The sequence below is a fragment of the Actinomyces wuliandei genome, from assembly GCF_004010955.1.
Classification (GTDB): Bacteria; Actinomycetota; Actinomycetes; order Actinomycetales; family Actinomycetaceae; genus Actinomyces; species Actinomyces wuliandei.
Window position 1 is genome coordinate 2,875,944 of the sequence record NZ_CP025227.1, and the last position, 20,096, is coordinate 2,896,039.

16 protein-coding genes are annotated in these 20,096 nt (G+C 69.8%); all 16 read right to left on the minus strand.

Annotated elements, in window-relative coordinates; all coding sequences use genetic code 11:
* Positions 1-148 precede the first annotated feature (148 nt).
* Entirely contained in the window at positions 149-1,078 is a 930-nt protein-coding gene (locus CWS50_RS11885) for a hypothetical protein (RefSeq protein ID WP_127842963.1), read from the minus strand.
* 251 nt (positions 1,079-1,329) lie between these two features.
* The gene (locus tag CWS50_RS11890; protein WP_127842964.1) at positions 1,330-2,574 is read right to left on the minus strand and encodes a DNA polymerase III subunit delta'; all 1,245 of its coding nucleotides are present in this window, start codon (positions 2,572-2,574) and stop codon (positions 1,330-1,332) included.
* The gene (tmk, locus tag CWS50_RS11895) at positions 2,571-3,209 is read right to left on the minus strand and encodes a dTMP kinase (protein WP_243118570.1); all 639 of its coding nucleotides are present in this window, start codon (positions 3,207-3,209) and stop codon (positions 2,571-2,573) included. The genes CWS50_RS11890 and tmk overlap by 4 nt, the downstream gene beginning before the upstream one ends.
* Before the next feature lie 214 nt (positions 3,210-3,423).
* Entirely contained in the window at positions 3,424-4,461 is a 1,038-nt protein-coding gene (locus CWS50_RS13055; protein ID WP_164860143.1) for a hypothetical protein, read from the minus strand.
* A 216-nt stretch (positions 4,462-4,677) separates the two neighbouring features.
* Positions 4,678-5,442 carry an ABC-2 transporter permease gene (locus CWS50_RS11905; RefSeq protein ID WP_164860144.1) on the minus strand — a complete coding sequence of 255 codons (765 nt, stop codon included), beginning with the start codon at positions 5,440-5,442 and terminating at the stop codon, positions 4,678-4,680.
* 211 nt (positions 5,443-5,653) lie between these two features.
* Positions 5,654-6,376, minus strand: a complete 723-nt coding sequence (locus tag CWS50_RS11910; protein ID WP_127842966.1) for an ABC-2 transporter permease — start codon at positions 6,374-6,376, stop codon at positions 5,654-5,656.
* On the minus strand, positions 6,369-7,199 hold the full coding sequence (locus CWS50_RS11915) for an ABC transporter ATP-binding protein (protein ID WP_127842967.1): 831 nt from the start codon (positions 7,197-7,199) through the stop codon (positions 6,369-6,371). Before CWS50_RS11915 ends, CWS50_RS11910 begins: the two co-directional genes overlap by 8 nt.
* Positions 7,196-7,621, minus strand: coding sequence for a GntR family transcriptional regulator (locus tag CWS50_RS11920; protein WP_127842968.1), 426 nt, complete (start codon positions 7,619-7,621; stop codon positions 7,196-7,198). Before CWS50_RS11920 ends, CWS50_RS11915 begins: the two co-directional genes overlap by 4 nt.
* A gap of 418 nt (positions 7,622-8,039) precedes the next feature.
* Complete coding sequence (locus CWS50_RS11925) at positions 8,040-8,762, minus strand: DUF3060 domain-containing protein (protein WP_127842969.1); 723 nt, start codon at positions 8,760-8,762, stop codon at positions 8,040-8,042.
* A gap of 47 nt (positions 8,763-8,809) precedes the next feature.
* On the minus strand, positions 8,810-10,087 hold the full coding sequence (locus CWS50_RS11930) for an OmpA family protein (protein ID WP_127842970.1): 1,278 nt from the start codon (positions 10,085-10,087) through the stop codon (positions 8,810-8,812).
* Positions 10,088-10,097: 10 nt separating this feature from the next.
* A complete protein-coding gene (locus CWS50_RS11935; protein ID WP_243118334.1) occupies positions 10,098-11,195 on the minus strand; it encodes a sensor histidine kinase in 1,098 nt (365 codons plus the stop codon).
* Positions 11,192-11,968 carry a response regulator transcription factor gene (locus tag CWS50_RS11940; protein WP_127842971.1) on the minus strand — a complete coding sequence of 259 codons (777 nt, stop codon included), beginning with the start codon at positions 11,966-11,968 and terminating at the stop codon, positions 11,192-11,194. Before CWS50_RS11940 ends, CWS50_RS11935 begins: the two co-directional genes overlap by 4 nt.
* Before the next feature lie 167 nt (positions 11,969-12,135).
* On the minus strand, positions 12,136-12,717 hold the full coding sequence (locus tag CWS50_RS11945) for a DUF3060 domain-containing protein (RefSeq protein ID WP_127842972.1): 582 nt from the start codon (positions 12,715-12,717) through the stop codon (positions 12,136-12,138).
* 1,020 nt (positions 12,718-13,737) lie between these two features.
* Positions 13,738-16,842 carry a type I DNA topoisomerase gene (gene topA, locus CWS50_RS11950; protein ID WP_127842973.1) on the minus strand — a complete coding sequence of 1,035 codons (3,105 nt, stop codon included), beginning with the start codon at positions 16,840-16,842 and terminating at the stop codon, positions 13,738-13,740.
* A 342-nt stretch (positions 16,843-17,184) separates the two neighbouring features.
* Positions 17,185-18,516, minus strand: a complete 1,332-nt coding sequence (locus CWS50_RS11955; protein WP_127842974.1) for a PAS domain S-box protein — start codon at positions 18,514-18,516, stop codon at positions 17,185-17,187.
* Between the two features lie 126 nt (positions 18,517-18,642).
* Positions 18,643-19,995: a PAS domain-containing protein gene (locus tag CWS50_RS11960; protein WP_127842975.1), complete on the minus strand. Its 1,353-nt coding sequence runs from the start codon at positions 19,993-19,995 to the stop codon at positions 18,643-18,645.
* Between the last annotated feature and the right edge of the window lie 101 nt (positions 19,996-20,096).

A 20,096-nucleotide genomic window follows, 5' to 3' on the forward strand; every position in this document is an offset into this window, starting at 1 on the left:
TCGGCTCAGCAGGCTGGCGGCCCACTCATCACACCCCTCGCAGGAGATACTCAATCCGCTCCGTGCTTCTCACCCGCGCCTGCTCCGCCTCCGCGTCGGCCAGCGGCCGGTAGACACCGTCGCCATAGACCACGCCGCGAGAGGTACCTCACATCCAGATCGTCTCTGCCGACTCCAGGGCGCACCACAGCGCCTGGCGCTCGTCCCTGGACCCCCACGTCAGGGCGGGCAGCAGAGCGCTGGAGCCTCCAGCAGCGACCACGCCGACCGCTGCGGTGGTGCGCCCCTCGGAGGCGCGCAGTGTCACAAAGATGGAGGACCGCGACGTCGGCCAGTCCAGCCACCTGGTCCGCAGCCCGTCAAAGTGGGCCAGGCCCTCCCGGGTGACCGTCAGACGGGTACACGCACTCCTGTAGGCGTGGAACAGCTGGGTTGCAGCAAGCAGCAGCGGCACCACGACAAGAAGAGTCGCAAGAAGGGAGCCCTGCGGCCAGACAGAGCCGCCGGAAGGGCCGACGGAGGAGCTGGTGGGGAAGCCCTGTGCCTCCTGAAACCGGGGCAGGACAAGGCTGGAGGCGAGCCATCCCACCACGGCGTAGAAGACGATGGCAAGGACCGTGCGCGGCAGCCAGATCACCAGCCTGCGCCTGAGGACAAGCGGTTCCTGGCTCACCAGGGACGGGTCAGCCCGCACGCTGCCGGGACCGCCCGCCTCAGTGCCGACTACAGCGCCGACCACAGGGCCGGGCGCCACGCCGGGTCCAGCGCCGGGCACGACACCGTGGACGTACCCGTTGGCCTCGGCCCGCGAGCCGGGCCAGGGCAGGTGCCTGGTACGGAGGAGTCCCCGGGAGTGGATGCCGACGGCGTCAAAGACCGTGCGCTGCCGCAACGGCACCACCCCGGCCAGGACAGCCCCCAGGCCCACCGCCAGGCCCACGACACGTATGAGGCCGAACAGCGGCAGGAACGGCCCAGTCCCCGCAGGTCCCTGGAACGCGGTCACCATGCGCATCAGGATGCCGCACATCACCAGCCCGACCAGGATCATGAGACCCCCGTTCACGCGGGCGGACATTGCCGAACCCCAGGTCGCCGAAGGTCACCACGATGAGACCCCCGTTCACGCGGGCGGACAGGTTGGGCCGACGCACCAGGCGCGGCGGCCCGTGGGAGGAGCCGAGGCCAGGGGCAGGGGTGGTTACTGGCATGTGCTTTCCTCTTCTTCGAGATTTCTCCGAGATCTCGCCCAGACCTTTCTCTCAGACTTCCTCGGACTCAGGTGGTTGGAGCGCGGTCCTGTGACTGGCCTGACCGAGGCGGTGCCGGTCAGGCCTGGGGGCGCAGCTGGACCATGAGGGCCTCCACCGCCAGCAGCGGGGCGGCGCTGGAGCGCAGGCGGGTGCGGCACTCCTCAATGGCGGCGATCCGCGCCAGGGACTGCGGGGCGCCGGTGGTGCGGGCCACCTGGTCCACCGTGTCCGCCAGGTCGATGTTGACACGCTCCACGTCGCTGCCCAGCTGGGTGGCGAGCACGTCGCGGTAGAAGGACAGCAGGTCGGTCATGGCCCGGTCCAGCACGTCGGTACGGGACCGACGGGCGCGGCGCTTCTGGTCCTCCTCCAGCTGACGCAGCTGGGCCCGCAGGGAGGGCGGGACCTTCCCGCCCTCCTCCAGGCCCAGGGCACGGGTGAGCTCCGCCTTCTCCCGGGCGTCACGCTCCGCCGTGGCCTCCTTGGCCTCTGTCTCAGCCGCCTCCACCAGGGAGGCGGCTGCCAGGACCGCGTCGCCGACGCTGCGCAGCGACACCGGCGCCATGAGCAGCCGGTGTCGGCGCTGCCACGCGCCGGGGTCCGTGGCCAGGTGGCGGGCCAGCCCGATGTGGGACTGGCTGGCCCGCGCCGCCCGCTGCGCCAGGTCGGGGTCGGCACCGTCGCGGCGCACGAGGAGCTCGGCGACCGCCTGGGTGGGGGGGACCCGCAGGGTCACCAGCCGACAGCGGGAGCGGATGGTGGGCAGGACGTCGTCGGCGCTGGGCGTGCACAGGAGCCACACGGTCTGCGGCGGGGGCTCCTCGACGGACTTCAGCAGCACGTTGGTGGTGCGCTCCGCCATACGGTCCGCGTCCTCCACCAGGATGACCCGCCAGCGCCCGGTCCAGGGGCGGCGCTGAGCCTCTCCGACGAGAGTCTTGACCTCCTCCATGGTGATGATGAGCCTCTCCGTGGCCACGCGCACCACGTCGGGGTGCGACCCCGCCATGACGTCACGGCAAGGCTTGCACCGCCCACACCCAGGGGCCGACCCCGTGCACTGGAGGGAGGCGGCAAAGGCCCGCGCCGCGTTGGAGCGCCCCGAGCCGGGCGGCCCGGTCACCAGCCACGCGTGGGCCATGGCTGAGTCGCCCGCGCCCGGGCCGCCAGCACCGGAGCCGCCCCAGCCACCCGGGCGGCCGGGGGCCGCCGGGCCCGCCGTGTCCTCGCGTCGCTGGGCGAGGACACGGGCCGCCTGGGCGGCTGCGGACAGGACACCCACCGCCGCCTCCTGGCCGACCACCTCGCCCCACACGCTCATGCGGCCCCGTCCCCGCTGGCCCGACCGGTGGAGGACAGGAGCCCCCACACGACGGAGGTGACGTCCTCGGCGACCTCGTCCACGCTGCGGGCGGCGTTGACAATGGTGAAGCGCTCGGGCTCAGAGGCGGCCAGGGCAAGGAACTGCTCCCGCAGCGCGGCACGGAATCCCGCCCCCTCACGCTCCATGCGGTCAGCCTCCCCACGGTCCTGCGCACGGCGGGAGGCCAGGTCGGGATCGGCGTCGAGCAGGATCGTCAGGTCCGGCAGGAGCCCGCTGGTGGCCCACAAGGACAGGTCGCGCAGCTCGTGGGGACCTAGGCTGCGGGCCGCCCCCTGGTAGGCCACGGAGGAGTCGAGGTAGCGGTCGGTGAGCACCACGGCACCGCACTCCAGCGCGGGGCGCACGAGCGTGGCGACGTGGTGGGCACGGTCCGCAGCGTAGAGGAGGGCCTCCGCACGCGGGTCGACGTGGCCTCCGTGCAGGAGGAGGCGGCGCACGTCGGAGCCGAGCTCGGTGCCGCCCGGCTCCCGGGTGACGACGACCTCGACCCCCGCTGCGGTCAGGGCGTCGGCCAGGAGCGTCAGCTGGGTGGTCTTGCCGACGCCGTCGGCCCCCTCAAAGGAGATGAACAGCCCGGGGCGGTGCCCGCCGTGGCCGACACGGCCCGCACCGGTCCTGGCACCCTGAGGGGCACGGCGTCTTCCGTCCCCTCCCTGGTGGGTGTGACGCCCTTCGTGCTGGTTCCCGGGCTCACCGGGCGGGTCGCTGGTCACAGGACGGTCGGCTGAGATGGTCACGCCCTCAGGGTAGCCGGGCAGCCCGGGACGGCGCAGGCCGCAGGCCCCGTCACAGCACGGTGACGGGGAGCCGGGCCGTGCGCTGCGAGATCCTTCCCTGGACCACCAGCACATAGTCACCGGGGGTCAGGTCACCAGGCAGCGTGGCCGTGACCGAGTAGGGGTCCTGCCCGGTGCGGCTGCGAGGGGTGGCGCCCGTGGAGACGCCGCCGACGCGCTCGCCGGTCTTCTCCAGGACCACGTCCACGTCCTCGCCAGAGAGGAGCCCCTCACCCTGGACCGTCACCGTCTGGCCCGCGCCCAGGCTGGTGGGGTCCTCGGCCAGGACGGCGGTCACAGGAACGGCGGCAGAGCACTCGTCAGCGACCTCGTCTGGGTAGGACACGGAGACTCCGGCCCGTCGTGGCTCCTCATCGTTGACGTTGACACTGCCGTTGACGAGCACGCTGAGGAAGATGTCGTCAGGGAAGGTGGGGTCGGGACGGCCCGTGATGGTCCACCTGATGACGGTCGTGGTGTCGTCCTGGGTGTCCCAGGTGGTCTCCTCCAGCAGGGCCTGGTCGTCCCAGACCCTGGCCTGGAAGGTGTAGGCCCCGGTAGTGGTGACCGGCACCGACACGGTGCAGCCCTCACGGACGGGCTCCCCGACCTGCACGCTCACGCCCTCGGGCCGGGTGGGCAGGACCCGGACCTCCTGGGGGGCGTAGGTGACGGTGCCCCCGGGGCCGGAGCAGGTGGCCTCGTAGGTGTAGGTCCCTGGCTGGTCAGGAACCTTGACCGAGGCGAGCCAGCCTCCGCTCAGCTGACCGACGCCGCTGGTGGCCACGACCTCACCGTCGAGGCGGACGACAGCCTCACCGGCCTCACCGGCCCCCTCGGCGTCGGGGGCGGGCTGGCAGGCGAGCTTGTCGGAGAAGGTCACGTAGCTGCCGACCTGCGCCACCTGGGTGCTCACAGTCACCGAGGGGGGTTCCGGGGAGGGCGGGGGCTCCTGCGCCGCGCTGGCGGGGACGAGACCGAGCAGGAGCACGGTGGCGGTGGCTACCGCGACGACGAGACGGCGTGTGTGCAGACGGCGTGTGTGCATGAGAGCACTCCTTTCATGACCGGTGGGAACGCAAACGGCCGAGATAGTAACATCATGCCCATCACGACAATATGGGGTCGCCTGGGTGGATCCTGAACACCCCCCACGGCGCCGCTCCCACTGTCTCCGCCAGCCCTGTCATATCTGTCACCGTCACTCCTGTCGCCCCTGCCGCTGCCCGCCCGCCTTCGCCGCGCGTCGGCAGCCCCTAGAGCCCTAGAGGTCCTGACGCGCGTACGCCCGCAGCGTGAAGCGCCAGGACCCAGCCAACACCGCCACCCCAACCACTGCTGCGGCGCAGGCCACCACCGCCAGGAGGGAGGCAGAGTCCGGGTCCAGGAGCGGCCACGAGGCACCCGCCCAGGCCACGAGGGCACTCAGCCCGGCCAGGACCAGGACGCAGCCCACCACGCAGGCCACCCAGGCCAGCAGCACAGCGCCCAGGCTGGACCGACCCAGCGACACCCACACTGGCGGCAGGCAGCTGAAGGCCACCACCATAAAGAAGGTGACCACCACCCACTGCAGCCAGACCCGTAGGTCGGGGTCCGTGGCACCGGCAGCCACGGTGGTGGCAAGGAAGGAGACCGGGACGGCCACCGCGAGGAAGGCGAGCAGCACCAGGTAGCGGGCAGCAACCACCTCACCGCGCCGCACCCCCAGGGCAGCGCACAGTCCGTCCAGGTGGTACCTGCGGCCTGACATCCACGAGGCGGAGACGAGTGAGAAGCCCGCCCCTGCGTACCCCGCGTGGGCGGCACCCACCATGCTCCCGTCACTGAAGGCAGGAAGGGCGGGCAGCGCCAGGAAGACCAGTAACGAGACCACCACGGCCGCCCAGCCACGCCGCCTCACGTGGACCCAGTCCAGCCTGACGATCCTGAGCAGGCCGCCCAGGCGGCTGCCCTCACCGGCACCCACCGGAGCCCGCCCACGGGCGGTCACCTGGTCCCGCCCACGAGGCGGCTGCGTAGCAGCCACCCGAGCAACCCTCGTCTGCACATCGGGGGCGCCCATCGCACCCGTCGCCCTTTCTCCCTGTTCCACGCTCATGTCCTTAACTCTTTCTTCCTCATCTTTCCCGGTCCTTCCCGGGCTTTCCCGTCGTCCGGCAGCACCCGGGTCCACGCGCCGCGTGGCGACCTTGCGGCAACCATGTGGCACCTGACAGTGACAGCCTCGCCGATCCCGCTCACAGGTCCTGACGGGAGCTCAGACGCAGGCTCAGGCACCACGACCCGTAGAGCCCCACGGCACCGAGCACCGTGACCAGGGCCGCCAGTCCCACAAGTCCCTCCGGCGAGGCCACCAGCGGCTGGCCGCTCTCCTCCACCACACCAGCAACCCCAGCCCAGAACCCGAGCCAGACCACCATGAAACCTCGGAGCACCCACTGCCCGGTCTCACCGGTACCGTACATAAGGACCAGCGGGGGGACAGCCACCAGCGCCAGCGCCACCAGCACCCACACCCCGAGGGCACCGCCCCACCCCTGGACGCCCAGACCGACGCTGGCGGACTGCGCACCCACGATGACGACGAGCAGCACCACCAAGGACACCAGGAGCTGCGTGTAACGCGCCCGCAGGATGTCGCGCCGACTCAGCGGCAGCATGCCGTGCAGCAGCCTCATCCGGTCGGCGCTGGCAGTCCATACCTGGACGCTTGGTACAGCAACGACCAGCACCGCACACCACACCACCGGGTTCGTCACCGGGCTCTGGTCAGAAGAAAAAGTCCCCTCCCCAAGGAGCCGGGCCAGCCAGCCAGCACACACCCACAGCAGGTACACCACCCCTACCAGAGGCAGGTACCACGTCGGCACCAGGCGCAGGTCAAGGCGGACCGCCGCCATGACCGTGCTCATGGCGGTGCTGCCGCGCACCGCGCCACGAGCCTGTCTCGCCTCAGCCACGGCTGCCTCCCTCCTTGGCGATGTAGACGGCAAGCTCCTCAATACTGGGCGTCTCGACGACCGCCCGGTCAGCCAGGGCCTGGGCCTGGCTGGTGGGCATGAGGGCCTCCCAGCCCAGCGACGTGCTGCGCACGCCCAGGCTCACCTGCCGCACGGCACCGGTGAGGTGCTCAGGAGTGCCGCGCACCACCCGGAAGGAGGCGAGGACGTCCTGCGTCGTCCCGCTGGCTGCCACCCGGCCCTGGTTGAGGACCACCAGGTAGTCGGCCAGGCGCTCAAGGTCAGTGGTGATGTGGGTGGAGAAAAGAACCGTGTGGCTGCTGGTCGTCATGTACTGCGCCAGCGCGTCGGCCACCTCCGTGCGGGCCAGGGGGTCCAGGCCGGCGGTGGGCTCGTCGAGGATGAGCAGGTCGGGGTCGTGGGCCAGGGCTGCGGCGACCTGGAGGCGCGTGCCCATGCCGCGGCTGAGCTCCTTGACCTTGCGCTGCGGGTGCAGCCGGGCGGCAGCCACCTCACGGGCGAAGACCTCACGGTCCCAGGTGGGGTAGAAGGGCGCCAGGGCGCTCTCGACATCCATCACCCGCCACTCAGCGTGGTAGGGCACGGTGTCGAAGACGACACCGACGCGCTCGTGCGGCAGGCAGGCAGCCGTGCCGGAGTCCGGGAGGGCCATGCCCAGGACGGCCTTGATCGTCGTGGTCTTGCCCGAGCCGTTGGCGCCGACAAACCCGGTGACGTACCCCTGCGGCACCGAGAAGGTGACGTCGTCCAGGCTGAAGCCTGGGTAGTGCTTGGTCAAGTGAGTGACCTCAATGGGGTTCACTGACTCTCCTTCGTGTTCTCGCCCGGCTCCCCGCCGGGGCTCTGGGACGTCGTCATGACGGTGTCGAGCATGGTGTGCAGCTCCTCGCTGCTGAGCCCGACCAGGCGGGCCCGCTCGACCGCGCGGTCGAGGTGCTCCTCCACCTCCCGCAGGACCTGCTCGTGCACGAGCTCGGAGTTGCGGGGCAGGGCGAAGTACCCCTTGCCGGGGACGTTGGCGAGGAAGCCCTCAGCCACCAGGTCGGAGTAGGCCCGCGTGGTGGTGATGACACTGACGCGCAGGTCCCGGGCCAGCGCCCGGATGGAGGGCAGGGCCTCGTCAGCCTCGACCCGCCCGGTCAGGATCGCGTCACGCACCTGCTGGGCGATCTGCTCGTAGATGGGGACTCCCGCCGTGTTCGACAGGACAACCGTCAGCGGCATGACACCTCCTTTCCGTACATAGACACTATAGACAGTATGGACAGGAGTGTGTCAAGTCAGAGCCGCTCGGCACCCGCCGGGTCCTTACCGCACCTCCTCCGGCCGACCTCCCGCTTGCTGCACATCTTCAGCACGGGCATCTGTTCTCCCAGAGCCGCCTTGTCCTGGCAGAAGCCGACCGATCCCTGATATCACGCGGATCTGAGCCAGGGTCACCCCTGGGCACCCGCATCTTCACGGCTGGCCCCCTACAGAAAGAGGTTGAAGATGTGCAGCACAGGTCGCGCTGCACATCTTCAACCTTGTGAGGCACCCTTCCTCCGCGTCGTCACACCGAACCGTGCGCCAGATCCCGGCCAGGCAGGCATGAAGATGTGCAGAAGAAGAGGGTGGGTAGGGTTCAGCCTGGGGCAGGAGGTCAGTCGTTCTCCGTGGGGCGTGCCTCCGTGTTGGATCCGGTGTCCTCGACCGTCGGGGTACTGCCAGCCCACACCACGGTGTTGTTGCCGCCGCTGACGACCACCCGGTTGACGTCACGAATGTAGACCTTGATGTTGCTGCCGTTGACCATGACCGTGTCGGCGTACTCGGCAATCGCCGTCGCATTCGACCCGGTGACAGTCAGGGTGGTGCAGTCGCCCTCGACACGCACCCCGTCATTGCCCTGGTTGATGAGCAGCGGGCCGTTGTTGCACCCCTGCGTCTTGTCAATGAACTCCTCCTCAAACAACCAGTCCGAGTCGGTAATGGTCGCCGAGGCGCCTGGGCGGTCCGAGGAACCCAAGCCCGTCTCTGCCTCCTCCCCGACCTCCCGGGCACCGGGCGTCGCGTCAGTCCCCTCCTGCTCAGACGCCTCCGCACTGCTGCGCACCTGGACCTCAGAGGCCTGGGACGCCGGGTCCTGCCGAGACTCCTCAGCCTCGGCAGAACGAGGGGAGACCTCGGTAGCGGTCTCAACGCTCTCGCTGCTCTGCGCAGCCTCAGCGCCCGCATCTTCCTGGGCAGGCTGGGAGGAGTGCGGGGAGTCGTCACCCCCTCCCGGTGAGGACACGGAGACTGAGCAGGCCCCCAGGCTCAGGGCCACAGCGGCCGCAGCGGCGCCAGCAGCCAGGACAGGACGGAAACGGGTCACAAGGTTCACAACAAACTCCGGTTCAGATCAGATAAGGGACAGCCCACCAGTCAGGCTCAGAAGGTGGGGATGAAGACCTCCACGCGGCGGTTGAGCTGACGCCCCGACGGGTTGTCCGAGCCGTCCTCGTTCTCGTTGGGCGCGACCGGCTGGGTCTCTCCGTAGCCGGTGGCCTCCATGGAGGCGGTCACACCCTGGCTGGTCAGCTCCTCGACGACAGCCTGGGCCCGCTCCTCGGACAGGGTCTGGTTGAAGGCCTCGTCAGACACGGAGTCGGTGTGGCCGTGGACCTGGATGGCCGGGGCGCCCGAGCCGGTCAGCACCGTGGCCAGGCTGCCCAGGGTCTGGGAGGCGTCGTCGCGGACCTCGGAGGAGCCGAAGTCAAAGAGCACGCTGTCCTCCAGGGTGATGAGCGTCCCGCAGGAGGTCACCGGCTGGATGGCGTCGATGGAGGGGAAGGAGCCGACCTTGCCCACCTGCGGCAGCGGGTCGGCGTCCACGGTCAGGGTCTCGATGGGACCGCTGACCAGGGCGGTCCCGTCGCCGCTGTTGGTGATGGACAGGGTGGGGTCGGAGTAGGTCCCTGAGCCGTCACCGTTGTTGGTGATCGTCACTGTGGGGTCAGAGTACGTGCCCGACCCGTCACCGTTGCTGGTGATCGTCACTGTGGGGTCAGAGTACGTGCCCGACCCGTCACCGTTGACCGTCACGGACAGGGTGGGGTCGGAGTAGGTCCCCGACCCGTCACCGTTGCTGGTGATCGTCGCCGTGGGGTCAGAGTACGTGCCCGACCCGTCACCGTTGTTGGTGATCGTCACTGTGGGGTCAGAGTACGTGCCCGACCCGTCACCGTTGTTGGTCGTGGAGGAGCCCTCGGAGGAGGTGACTGCGGAGCCGTCACCACCCAGCACGGTGTGCCCCGAGCCCGAGGCCAGCACGCCCGGTTCCTCGCAGCGGGCAGGCCCCACACTCACCCCGGGGACTGAGGCGACCTCCTGGGTCAGGTCGGGGGTGAACACGTCAGAGGACTCGGTGAGCAGGCTGAGGTCGGGCAGCGTGAACATGGGGACGGGCGGGATCTCCCCCAGCGCGTATCCAGGCACTGCGTTGTCCCCTCCAGGCGTGGGCGAGGCCGGACCTTCCGAGGACCCCGAGGAGCCCGCTGTGCCGTCCGGCTCCCGGGTCGCTGCCCCGGCGCCGGAGGTTGTGCCGTTGCCGGAGGAGTCGCCACTGGAGGGTCCGCCAGCAGTCAACGAGCAGGCAGTGAGGGAGACGGCGGTCAGGAGCGCACAAGCCAGGGCTGCCGAGCGCCGTACAGGGGAGCGATGTGTCATGGGAGGGACTCTATGGGCTCGTTATCGCGTTGTCGTCTCTGCGCTGTCGCAGTCCTGCGACAGACGGCCCCGCCACCGGGAGGGACAGCCACACCCGTGTGCCCATGCCCTGCCGGGAGGTCATCCTCGCCCGGCCACCGTGACGACGCAGGATCGTGGCCACCAGCGACAGGCCCAGCCCGGAGCCGGGCAGGCCGCGGGCGTTGCCCGCACGTCCCAGCTCGCTCCACACCACGGGCAGGTCTGCTGTGGGCACACCGATACCGGTGTCAGCCACCTCGACCACCACCGTGCCCGCCTCCTCCCGGCCTCGGACCTCGACAACACCTCCCGGGAGGGTGTACTTCGCGGCGTTGGACACCACGTTGTAGATCGCGGAGTAGAGCAGGTCACCGTCGCCACGCACGTGGGGCAGGGGCCAGGGCACCTGGGGCAGGTCCAGACGCATGTGGACCACCTGGTTCCTGGAGGCAGCCTCCTCGGCGACAGCCTGGACAGCGTCCTGGACGGTCTCCGCCAGGTCCACGTCCTCCAGGACCAGGGGCGCGGTCTCCAGGTCCGCCAGCTTGCGCAGATCTGCCACAAGGCGCCCCATGCGGCGGGCCTGGGCGTCTACAACGTCAGCCCGGGCGGGCAGGTCGGCGGGAGAGGTCCGAGGGAGGTCAGCCACGGCCGCCCGCACGGCGGTCAGGGGGTTCTTCAGCTCGTGGTCCAGGCGCCGCAGGAACTGCTGGTGCTGCGCCCAGGCCTCCTCCTGGGCCTGACGCCGTGCACGCTCACCGGCGACGCGCAGGCGTCGGCGCACCAGGACCACGACCAGGGCCAGGGCCAGCAGGGCCGCGCCCGTCTCAAGCACGACCAGTGGCAGCGTCGCAGTCAGGGTGATGGTGGTGCGCGGAACGGTCAGGGACGCGGCCCCCGTCGCCACGACCACGACGAGCACAGCCAGGGTCCAGGCCCCGAGCCTGGGTCTGCGCGAGGAGGCGGCCCGACCCGTGACCTCGGACGCACCTGGCGCGCCCGGCGGCTCCGACGTGCTCGACGCCCCCGGCACGGCAGCAGCCGCCCGAGCATCCTCAGGCGCAGGCGCGGACAGGGCGCCCCTCACGCGTGGACCCTGGCGCGGAACCGGTACCCCACCGAGGGCACGGTCTCGACGTAGGTGGGCTGCGCGGCCGCGTCCCCCAGGACCTTACGGATCTCGCGGACACGGTGGTCCACCGCCCGCGTCGAGGCGGCGAAGTCGATCCCCCACAGGGCCGCCAGCAAGGCCTCACGCGTGTGCAGCTCACCGGGGTGACTCATGAGGTAGTCCAGGAGCATGGTCGCCTTGGGGGTCAGCGACAGCTCCCTGCCCGCGAGCGTCACCCGCCGGGAGGCGCGCTCCAGCACCAGGTCCCCGGCCACCAGGCGCGGTGCGGAGGTCAGCGGCTGGGTGCTCCCCTGGGTGCGGCGCAGCACCGCCCGAATGCGCGAGGCCAGCTCGGCCGGGTCGAAAGGCTTGGACAGATAGTCGTCGGCACCGTCGTCCAGCGCGGAGACCCGCTCGTAGGAGGCGTCCACCTGGGTCAGGAGGATGATCGGGGTCCAGGCCCCATCCGCCCGGACCCGGCGGACAAGCTCACGACCGTCCATACGGGGCATGAGGACGTCGGAGACCACAATATCGACGTCGCGGATCGCAAGAAGGTCCAGCGCCTCCACACCGTCAGAGGCCAGAAGCACCCGGTAGCCGCTGCGCTCCAGGTAGGGACCCAGCGAGCGGCGGATGGCTGACTCGTCGTCCACGAGCAGGACGGTGGCCGTGGGGGCCGTGGGGGCCGCAGAAGTCGCGGACGCAACCGACTGTGGAGCGGACGGGACAGGGGTGGGCGCTGACATGGGCGCGATCCTCCTCGGTGGTGCTCGGTGAGTCCTGGGGGCGCTCGGCAACCTCAGCCCCAGCCACTGACACCGCCCCCGTGATGCCAGCCACAGCGACCGGGGGCGTTGACCAGGCCGGGCGCCAGCGCCGCCAGGGGCAGCGCAGGAGCTGGACTACCTCAGTCCTAGCCGATCTGGGTGGCGATGTTGCCGGAGCCCATGTCGGTGACGTCCGGAGTGCCGCTGAGCCAGTAGACCTTGACGTCAGAGCCAGTGATCATGACCGTGCTGACGCTGCGTACGTAGACGGTGACGTCGCTGCCCGCAACGGCCAGGGTGCCCACGTTCTCCGCAGCAACCGTGACTTCAGAGCCCAGGACGCCCAGCTCACCGTCGAGGTCACCCACGAGGTTGACGCTCTCCCCCGACCCCGAGACGGCGTAGGAGCCGGAGACGGTCTGCCTGGTCCCGTTGCTGATGGCGTCCTGCCAGCCAGGATCGGTGATGTCGGAGGGGTCGCTGCCGGAGGTGCCCGAGCCAGCGTCGCCCTCAGAGTCTGCCGAGCCGCTGGCGCTGTCGGAGCCACTGGAGCCGTCCTGGCCCTGCGCCGCCTCGGTGGTGGCGTCACCAGAACCTGGAGAGTCAGCCCCACCGTCATCGGAGCCGCCGACCGCCACCGAGCAGGCCGTCAGGGACAGCCCCAGCACAAGAGCTGCGGCAGGGGCCAGCAGGTATCGAGAGACACGAGAAGGGCAAGAAGCACGCACAGGGATTCCTTTCCAGGGACGCTCACCGCAGCGGGAACACTCACCGCGCTATCGCTGTGAAGCCTAGTGACCGCGTGACGCGGCCGCGTCGCGAGCCTGTCGCAGATCAGCGACAGGACAACACCCGGAAACCACACCTCGACCAGAAGACCTTGATACTGTGCTTTCCCATCGCATTTTCTGGGTGGAGGGTGGATATCCATTGAGTGAGTTCCACCTCAGCGGGAATCGTGCAAGGTAGGCTGCCACGAGTCTCGCCAGGCCGAAAGACGTCAACAGGAGCCGCTTTCATTCCAGTTCACCCTGACGGTCTCCCACCCCGAGCGCCGTGCCCGACCAGACCAGTAGCCTCGTGCCCTGAACGCGTGACCCGCCTCAGTTGCACGCAGGGGCGCTAGCGCTCCCGCCCCGGGCGTGTGAGCCTGGCACTCCTCCGGGGGAACTCCTTGCCGAAGCGCTCCCACCCCGGGCGTGTGAGCCTGGCTCACACCGCTCCACCTGTGCTAAACGGTCTCCACCCAGGCCTGAACCGCGCCAGGCAAACCCCCGTTACTCCACCCCACCTGGAACAGCCATAACAACTATACCTGGCCCATGCCCACGACGACCGCTACAGGCCCGCTGCACGGTGTGGAGGCCTCCAACCTGGCCCATGCCCACGACGACCACTGGCCTCGTGTCCGAGAGAGGCCGCCTCGGTGCGGCCGCCTGCCCCACGCCCTCGACGACCACTGGGCTGGAGGACAGGCTGGAACAGCCACAACAGGCACACAGGCGTCAGGGCCGAGTCCTCGAAAACGACCACATCCTCATAGATGCCCAATCCTCACAGATGACCGACGTGCCAGTCGTTCTCTGACGATTTGGTACATTTCGGCAGTTGGTACATCTCGGTCCACCGCGCACCGCCCACCGCTCCGCCCCAGGTGGTGCCAGCGGCCCTGGTACCAGCCGCCTCAGCTCAGTGCTGACCAGACCCCGGCAACGAGGCAGGAAGCCACCACGACGCTACCAGCCGCCCTAGCCCCGACCGCCCCCTTCGGCACTGGCCGTCCTGGTACTGGCCCCCTTGACGCTGGCAGTCTTTGACGTGGTGCTGGCGGCCCCTGACGTCGCCCCGCCGCCTGCGGCCTTACGGGCCCCGGCCGTGCCTCCCGCCGTCCTGCGGGTGCTCGCCTTGCTGGCACCTGCCTTGCCAGTGCCCGCCTTGCTGCTGGCACCCGTCTTACGGGTGCTGCGCTTCTTAGCAGGCCCCTTGGCCCGCTTCTCAGCCAGCAGCTCGTAGGCGCGCTCCGCAGTGACTGTGGCAGGGTCGTCGCCCCGGCGCACGGTCACGTTGGTCTCCCCGTCGGTGAAGTACGGCCCAAAGCGGCCGTCCTTGATGACAACAGGACGCCCCGTGGCCGGGTCCGTGCCCAGCTCGCGCAGAGGAGGTCGCGCGGCAGAGTGCCCTCGGCGACGCTTCGGCTGGGAGAACAGCTCTAGGGCCTGCTCCAGGGTGACGGAGAAGATCTGCTCCTCGGCCTCCAGGGACCGCGAGTCCGACCCCTTCTTCAGATAAGGCCCGTAGCGGCCGTTCTGAGCAGTGATGTCCTCCCCGGACTCCGGGTCCTGCCCCACCACCCGAGGCAGGCTGAGCAAGTCGAGGGCCTGCTCCAGGGTGACCGTAGCCAGGTCCATCGACCTCAGCAGGCTCGCCGTGCGCGGCTTAGGCTTGGCGGCCTTCGTCCTCCTCGCTGTCTTTTTCCCAGTCTTCTGCGCGATCTCACCAGCCTGGTCGTCCGTGCCCGTCGCTGCGGCACCGTCAGCACCCTCCTCATCAGGCAGGACCTCGGTCACGTAGGGCCCATAGCGGCCGTCCCTGGCGATGATCATGTGACCGGTGGACGGGTCGGTCCCCAGCTCGCGGCCGTCGTCGGCAGCGCGGGCGAACAGCTCGCGCGCCTTGTCCAGGCTGAGCTCGTCGGGGGCGACGTCGCTAGGCACGTTCGCCCGCCGACCCTCAGCGTCCTCCAGGTAGGGGCCGTAACGCCCTACCCGCAAGGTCACGCCCTCACCGAGCTCAATGGAGTTCACCGCCCGCGCGTCAATCTCCCCCAGCCCGGCAACCAGCCCCCTGAGTCCGTGGAGCGTCAGCTCTGTGCCCCCGGTACCCCCATCATCCTCGGCGCCCCCGAGGTCCGCAGTGCCCTCAGCACGCTCAGCGTCCTCAGCACCCTCGGCGCCACCGCCCCCCTGCGAGCCGTTGTAGAAGCGGGACAGCCAGGCCACCCGGTCCTCCTCACCAGCGGCGATCCGGTCCAGGTCCCTCTCCATGGAGGCAGTGAAGTCGTAGTCGACGAGCTCGGCGAAGTTCTCCTCCAGCAGGCGGGTGACAGAGAAGGCCAGCCACGTGGGCACCAGGGCCTGCCCACGGTGGTCCACGTAGCCACGGTCGGAGATCGTCGACATGATCGAGGCGTAGGTAGAGGGACGCCCGATCTCACGCTCCTCCAGGGCCTTGACCAGGGAGGCCTCCGTGTAGCGGGGAGGCGGGGTGGTCTCGTGGCCGGAGGCCTCAGCCCTGAGAGCTGCCAGGTCCTGGCCCTGCGTCATGGCAGGCAGGCGCACGTCCTTGCCCGTGCCAGCTTTGCCAGCCCCGGAGGAGTCCTCGTAGCGCTCAGCGTCACGCCCCTCCTCGTAGGCTGCCAGGAAGCCACGGAAGGTAATGACCGTGCCCGAGGCACTTAGCCCCGCCACTGAGAACGTCGGCCCGGCGTCCCGGGAGCCACCCGCCGCAGGGGTCAGGGGCACCTCAACAGTCACCGTCGCGGTGGAGCCGACGGCGTCAGCCATCTGGGAGGCCACGGTGCGCCTCCAGATCAGCTCGTAGAGGCGGAACTGGGCGCCGCTGAGCTCACTGGTGACCTGGGCCGGGGTGCGGAAGTGGTCACCAGCGGGGCGGATCGCCTCGTGCGCCTCCTGAGCGCCCTTGGCCCGGGAGGCGTAGACCCTGGGACGCTGCGGGAGGTACTGGGAGCCGTAGAGCTCGGCCACCTGGGTCCGGGCCGCCTCCACAGCCTGGGAGGACAGCACCGTGGAGTCGGTACGCATGTAGGTGATGAAGCCGTTCTCGTACAGCCCCTGGGCCACACGCATCGTCTCACGGGGGTTCATCCGCAGCTTGCGCGAGGCCTCCTGCTGGAGGGTCGAGGTGGTGAACGGGGCGGCAGGACGACGCTTGTACGGCTTGTCCTCGACAGAGGCCACTCGCGGCCGCCCGCGACCGACCGCCTCGGCGACGGCAGCCGCCCCCGCCTGGTGCAGGTGGACCACGGAGGCCTTGAGCGCGGCCGGACGCAGCTGGCCGTCGTCGTTGAAGTCGCGCCCGGTGGCCACCCTCCGTCCGTCCAGCGTGGTCAGACGGGCAGAGAAGACGGAGTCGTGCTGCTCCTGGGACTCCTGCTGGGACGGCGCAGACGCCGTTGGGGTGTCCGGGCTCCCGGGCAGCACAGTGCTCAGCTCAGCCTCCACCCTCCAGTAGGAGGCCGAGGTAAAGGCCATGCGCTCACGCTCACGCTCCACCACCAGGCGGGTCGCCACGGACTGGACCCGCCCGGCCGACAGCCCCGCCCGGACCTTGCGCCACAGGACCGGACTGACCTCGTAGCCGACCAGCCGGTCCAGGATGCGCCTGGTCTCCTGGGCGTCCACCCGGTGAGTGTCCAGGTCACGCGTGCTGTCCAGGGCGCGGGCCACCGCCTCACGGGTGATCTCCGTGAAGGTCATGCGCCTGACCGGGATCGTGGGCTTGAGCACCTCCAGGAGGTGCCAGGCGATCGCCTCGCCCTCCCGGTCGTCGTCCGTGGCCAGGTAGAGCTCGTCAGCCCCCTTGAGCGCCTTCCGAAGCTGGGCGACCGTCTTCTTCTTGTCCGGGTTGACGACGTAGTAGGGGGTGAAGCCGTCCTCCACGTCCACAGCGAACTTGCCGTAGGGCCCTTTCTTCATCGAGGCAGGCAGTTCGGAGGGCTGCGGCAGGTCGCGAATGTGACCCACAGAGGCCTCGACGTCAAAGTCCTCCCCGAGGTACCCGGCGATAGAACGCACCTTGTTGGGGGACTCCACGATGACGAGCTTGGTGGACACGGGCGACCTTCCTCACAGACGGGCGTGACGGGTGGTGGCGAGACAGGCCGACCGGCAGGCCCTCAGCCAGGACACGCCTGTACCCCGCTGTGCATCAGCCTCACAACCAGGCACGCCTACGCGTCCCAGACGTCCGGGAGCCGGTCGGGAACCGACAGGGACGGCCCCTCCCGGCCGACTGTAACGTATCGCGGCCGCCAGCACCTCGTAGCAGCCACGTCGTTGTGGAGACGGCCGTAAGGCCGTGGCGAGGCCGTGAAGAGGCCTTGGGAGCCACGGCTGCTGCGGGCCACACCCGCCGCCACGCCGGGAACCGCACGCCCAGACCCGGTCAGCCAGCCGTCAGGACAGCTCCGACAGCGCGCCACGGATCGCGGCGAGCCTCTGCGTGGTCGCGGCCTCGTCATAGGGCAGGCCCAGTCCTCGGCACTCCGCAGCAAGCTGGGCAAGAGACCGCACCTCGGGGAATCCCTGGGACGCCAGGGAAGCGACCTCATCCACCACGGGGGAGCCGGAGACCCCGTTGCCGCTGCGGGCGTCCACCCACTGGCCCAGGCGGCGGGCAGCGCGGTCGAGGCTGGAGGTGACCACGCGCAGGGCGTCGTCCAGCTCGCTGACCTGGGTGCTCACACTGCGCAGGACAGGCCCCAGGTCCGCGACCCCGGACTCCAGGGCCTCGCACAGGTCTGTCAGCGAGCGGACGGCGCCCTCCTCCGAGCCGTCCAGGATAGACTGGGCGAACCGCCCCACCATGAGGGTCAGCAGCCGCATCAGGGCTACGGCGAAGCGCAGCCGTGTGACCGCCTCGTGCATGGAGTGCAGGCGCCGGGGCAGCCCGCCGAGCTCGCTGCCCGCAGTGCCAGACAGCTCGCTGATCCGCTCGGCCAGGGACTGCGCCCGGGTACGCGCGCCACCCCCACCGTCCTGGGAGACCAGCTGGCCGATACGCACGATCCGCCCCCGGGCCGCCGCGATGGAGTCGTGCGCCGCCTCCATGGCGACGATGAGGCGCATGTACTCGTCAAGCTCGTAGACCAGGGCGTTGGTCTCCCGCTCGATCACGGCCACGGTGCTGAGGATGCGGGCCACCGGCCCCAGCACGTCCGGGGCCGCAGCAGGTACACGCACCCCCGCAGCCACCAGCGCCGCCACCTCACGGGGCAGAGCAGCCTCGGTCATCTCGTGCAGGGAGCCGAATCCCAGGGCGGCAAGCTCGGTGGACAGCTCCTGGGCACCGTACTCGCCGATCTGCCGCCGTGAGGCCGCACGGGCGGCCAGCTCACGTTCCTTGGCCCGCACCCGCCGGTAGGCCTCCTCCACCCGGGTCCGGGTGCTGACATCCATCGGCTTGATCCGCACCGAGAGGAATCCGTCACGCAGAGGAACTATTGTGGCAAAGACCCGGTAGTCCAGGCCGTCCACCGCCCGGTTGACGACGTAGGCGCACACGGGCCTGCCCGCCTGGAGGTCGTCCCACATGAGCCGGAACAGGCCCGCAGGCATGTCCAGGTGCCGTATGATATTGTGGGCCGACCCGATAAGGCGCTCACGCGAGTAGCGGGAGAGGACATCAAAGGTCCTGTTGGTGTTCTGGATGACGCCCCTGAGGTCCGTCGTCGAGAAGAAGATGTCCTGCGGGTCGAACAGTCGCTCGTATCCGATCTGCGATTCCATGGGTGCTCTCTTCTAGTCAGTGGAACATGACGCTCAGCGGGGATCCGCTGCGCCCCGCCCTGGCACCGTCAGGACCCCGGCACTGTCACGACATGCCCCGGCCTTGGCGGTCACCCTCGCCAGCGGCTATCCCCCCATCTGCGCCAGGGCCTGGCGAACTGTGGAGACACGTTCACGGATAACGGGCTCGTCCAGGGTCACGACGACCCCGCGCGCCTTCGCCGCCAGCTCGGCCAGGGAGGCGGTCTCCGGGAAGCCCTGCTCCCCGAGCTCGACCGCCTCCTGGAGCACCGCCGCAGCGTCCACGCCCTCAGCCAGAGGCTGGGCGCCCTCGTCCTGGAGCGCCCGGATCCAGCGCTGGAACGGACGCTTGACCCGGTCGAGGTTGCTGACGACCGACCGCAGGTCCGCGTCCAGGCGCTCGGCGAGGTCGGCAGCGTTCTGGCAGGAGGGCGCGAGCGGCTCAAGGTCCACCAGGAGCGCCTCAGCCAGGTCGCTGATGGCGTCGGCGGAGTCGGCCTCCGCCTTGTCCAGGACCGCAGCGGCAAAGATCCCTGTCATCAGGGTGTGCAGGCGCATCATTGAGGAGCGGAAGCGCACCTCGGAGGCGACCTCGTAGAGAGCCACCAGCGAGGAGTTCAGCTGCTGGAGGACCTCCACGGCCTGGGCGCCGCGCTCTCTGACCCGCTCCGAGACGGTCGGCACAGAGGACTCCTGGTCCGGGCTGGTCACCTCCCCCACCAGCGCCCCCACGCGGTTGGCCCGGTCGATCACCGAGCGCACACCCGCCGCCCACGCCCCCAGCCCGTTGATGAGCTCCTGGTACTCGTTGAGCTGGTAGATCAGCTCGTCGGTGTCCCGCTCGATGACCGCCATGGTGGACAGGATGGTGGACATGGGGCTGTCCGACTCCGCACGGCGGGGCACGCGCACGCCCTCGACCACGAGCAGGGCCAGCTCTCGCGGCAGGGCCGCCCTGGCAAAGGAGTACAGGCCATGGAACTGCGCCCGGCTGAGCTCCTCGGACAGCAGGCTGGCACCGTGGTCAGCCACCTCACGACGTCCGTGCCCCTGGTCGGCGTAGTCGCGCTCTGCGGCACGGACCCGGGCGTACATCTCCTTGACTGGGGTGAACATCGCGTGGTTGCTGGGGCGGACCCGGACCGAGAGGTAGCCGTCGGCAAGGGGGACGACCGTGGCGAAGACCCAGTAGTCCCGCCCGTCCTTGGCCCTGTTCAGGACATAGACGCACGCGGGCCGTCCTGCCTCCAGCTCGTCCCACATCAGCCTGAAGGCGCCCGCAGGCATGTCGTCATGGCGGATGATGTTGTGCGGAGCGCCGACCAGCTCCTCAGGGCTGTAGCGGGACAGCGAGTCAAATACCCCGTTCGTCCTGCGGATGACGCCCTTGGCGTCCGTGGTCGAGAAGAACAGGTCCTCGGCACCGAAGCGGCGCTCGTTGCCATCGACGTATTCCATGACTCTCCTGGTAGCGTAGTTATGAGGATGGCGGGCCGCAGCCGGTGGTGCGCTGGTCTACGCACCACGCAGCCGGGAGGCGACCCGGTCAGGTACAAGAG

Coding starts and splice junctions, on each gene's coding strand:
- CWS50_RS11885 (WP_127842963.1), bottom strand. CDS start 1,078: ATGTCCGCCCGCGTGAACGGGGGTCTCATGATCCTGGTCGGGCTGGTG.
- CWS50_RS11890 (WP_127842964.1), bottom strand. CDS start 2,574: ATGAGCGTGTGGGGCGAGGTGGTCGGCCAGGAGGCGGCGGTGGGTGTC.
- CWS50_RS13055 (WP_164860143.1), bottom strand. CDS start 4,461: ATGCACACACGCCGTCTGCACACACGCCGTCTCGTCGTCGCGGTAGCC.
- CWS50_RS11920 (WP_127842968.1), bottom strand. CDS start 7,621: ATGCCGCTGACGGTTGTCCTGTCGAACACGGCGGGAGTCCCCATCTAC.
- CWS50_RS11930 (WP_127842970.1), bottom strand. CDS start 10,087: ATGACACATCGCTCCCCTGTACGGCGCTCGGCAGCCCTGGCTTGTGCG.
- CWS50_RS11940 (WP_127842971.1), bottom strand. CDS start 11,968: ATGTCAGCGCCCACCCCTGTCCCGTCCGCTCCACAGTCGGTTGCGTCC.
- CWS50_RS11955 (WP_127842974.1), bottom strand. CDS start 18,516: ATGGAATCGCAGATCGGATACGAGCGACTGTTCGACCCGCAGGACATC.
- CWS50_RS11960 (WP_127842975.1), bottom strand. CDS start 19,995: ATGGAATACGTCGATGGCAACGAGCGCCGCTTCGGTGCCGAGGACCTG.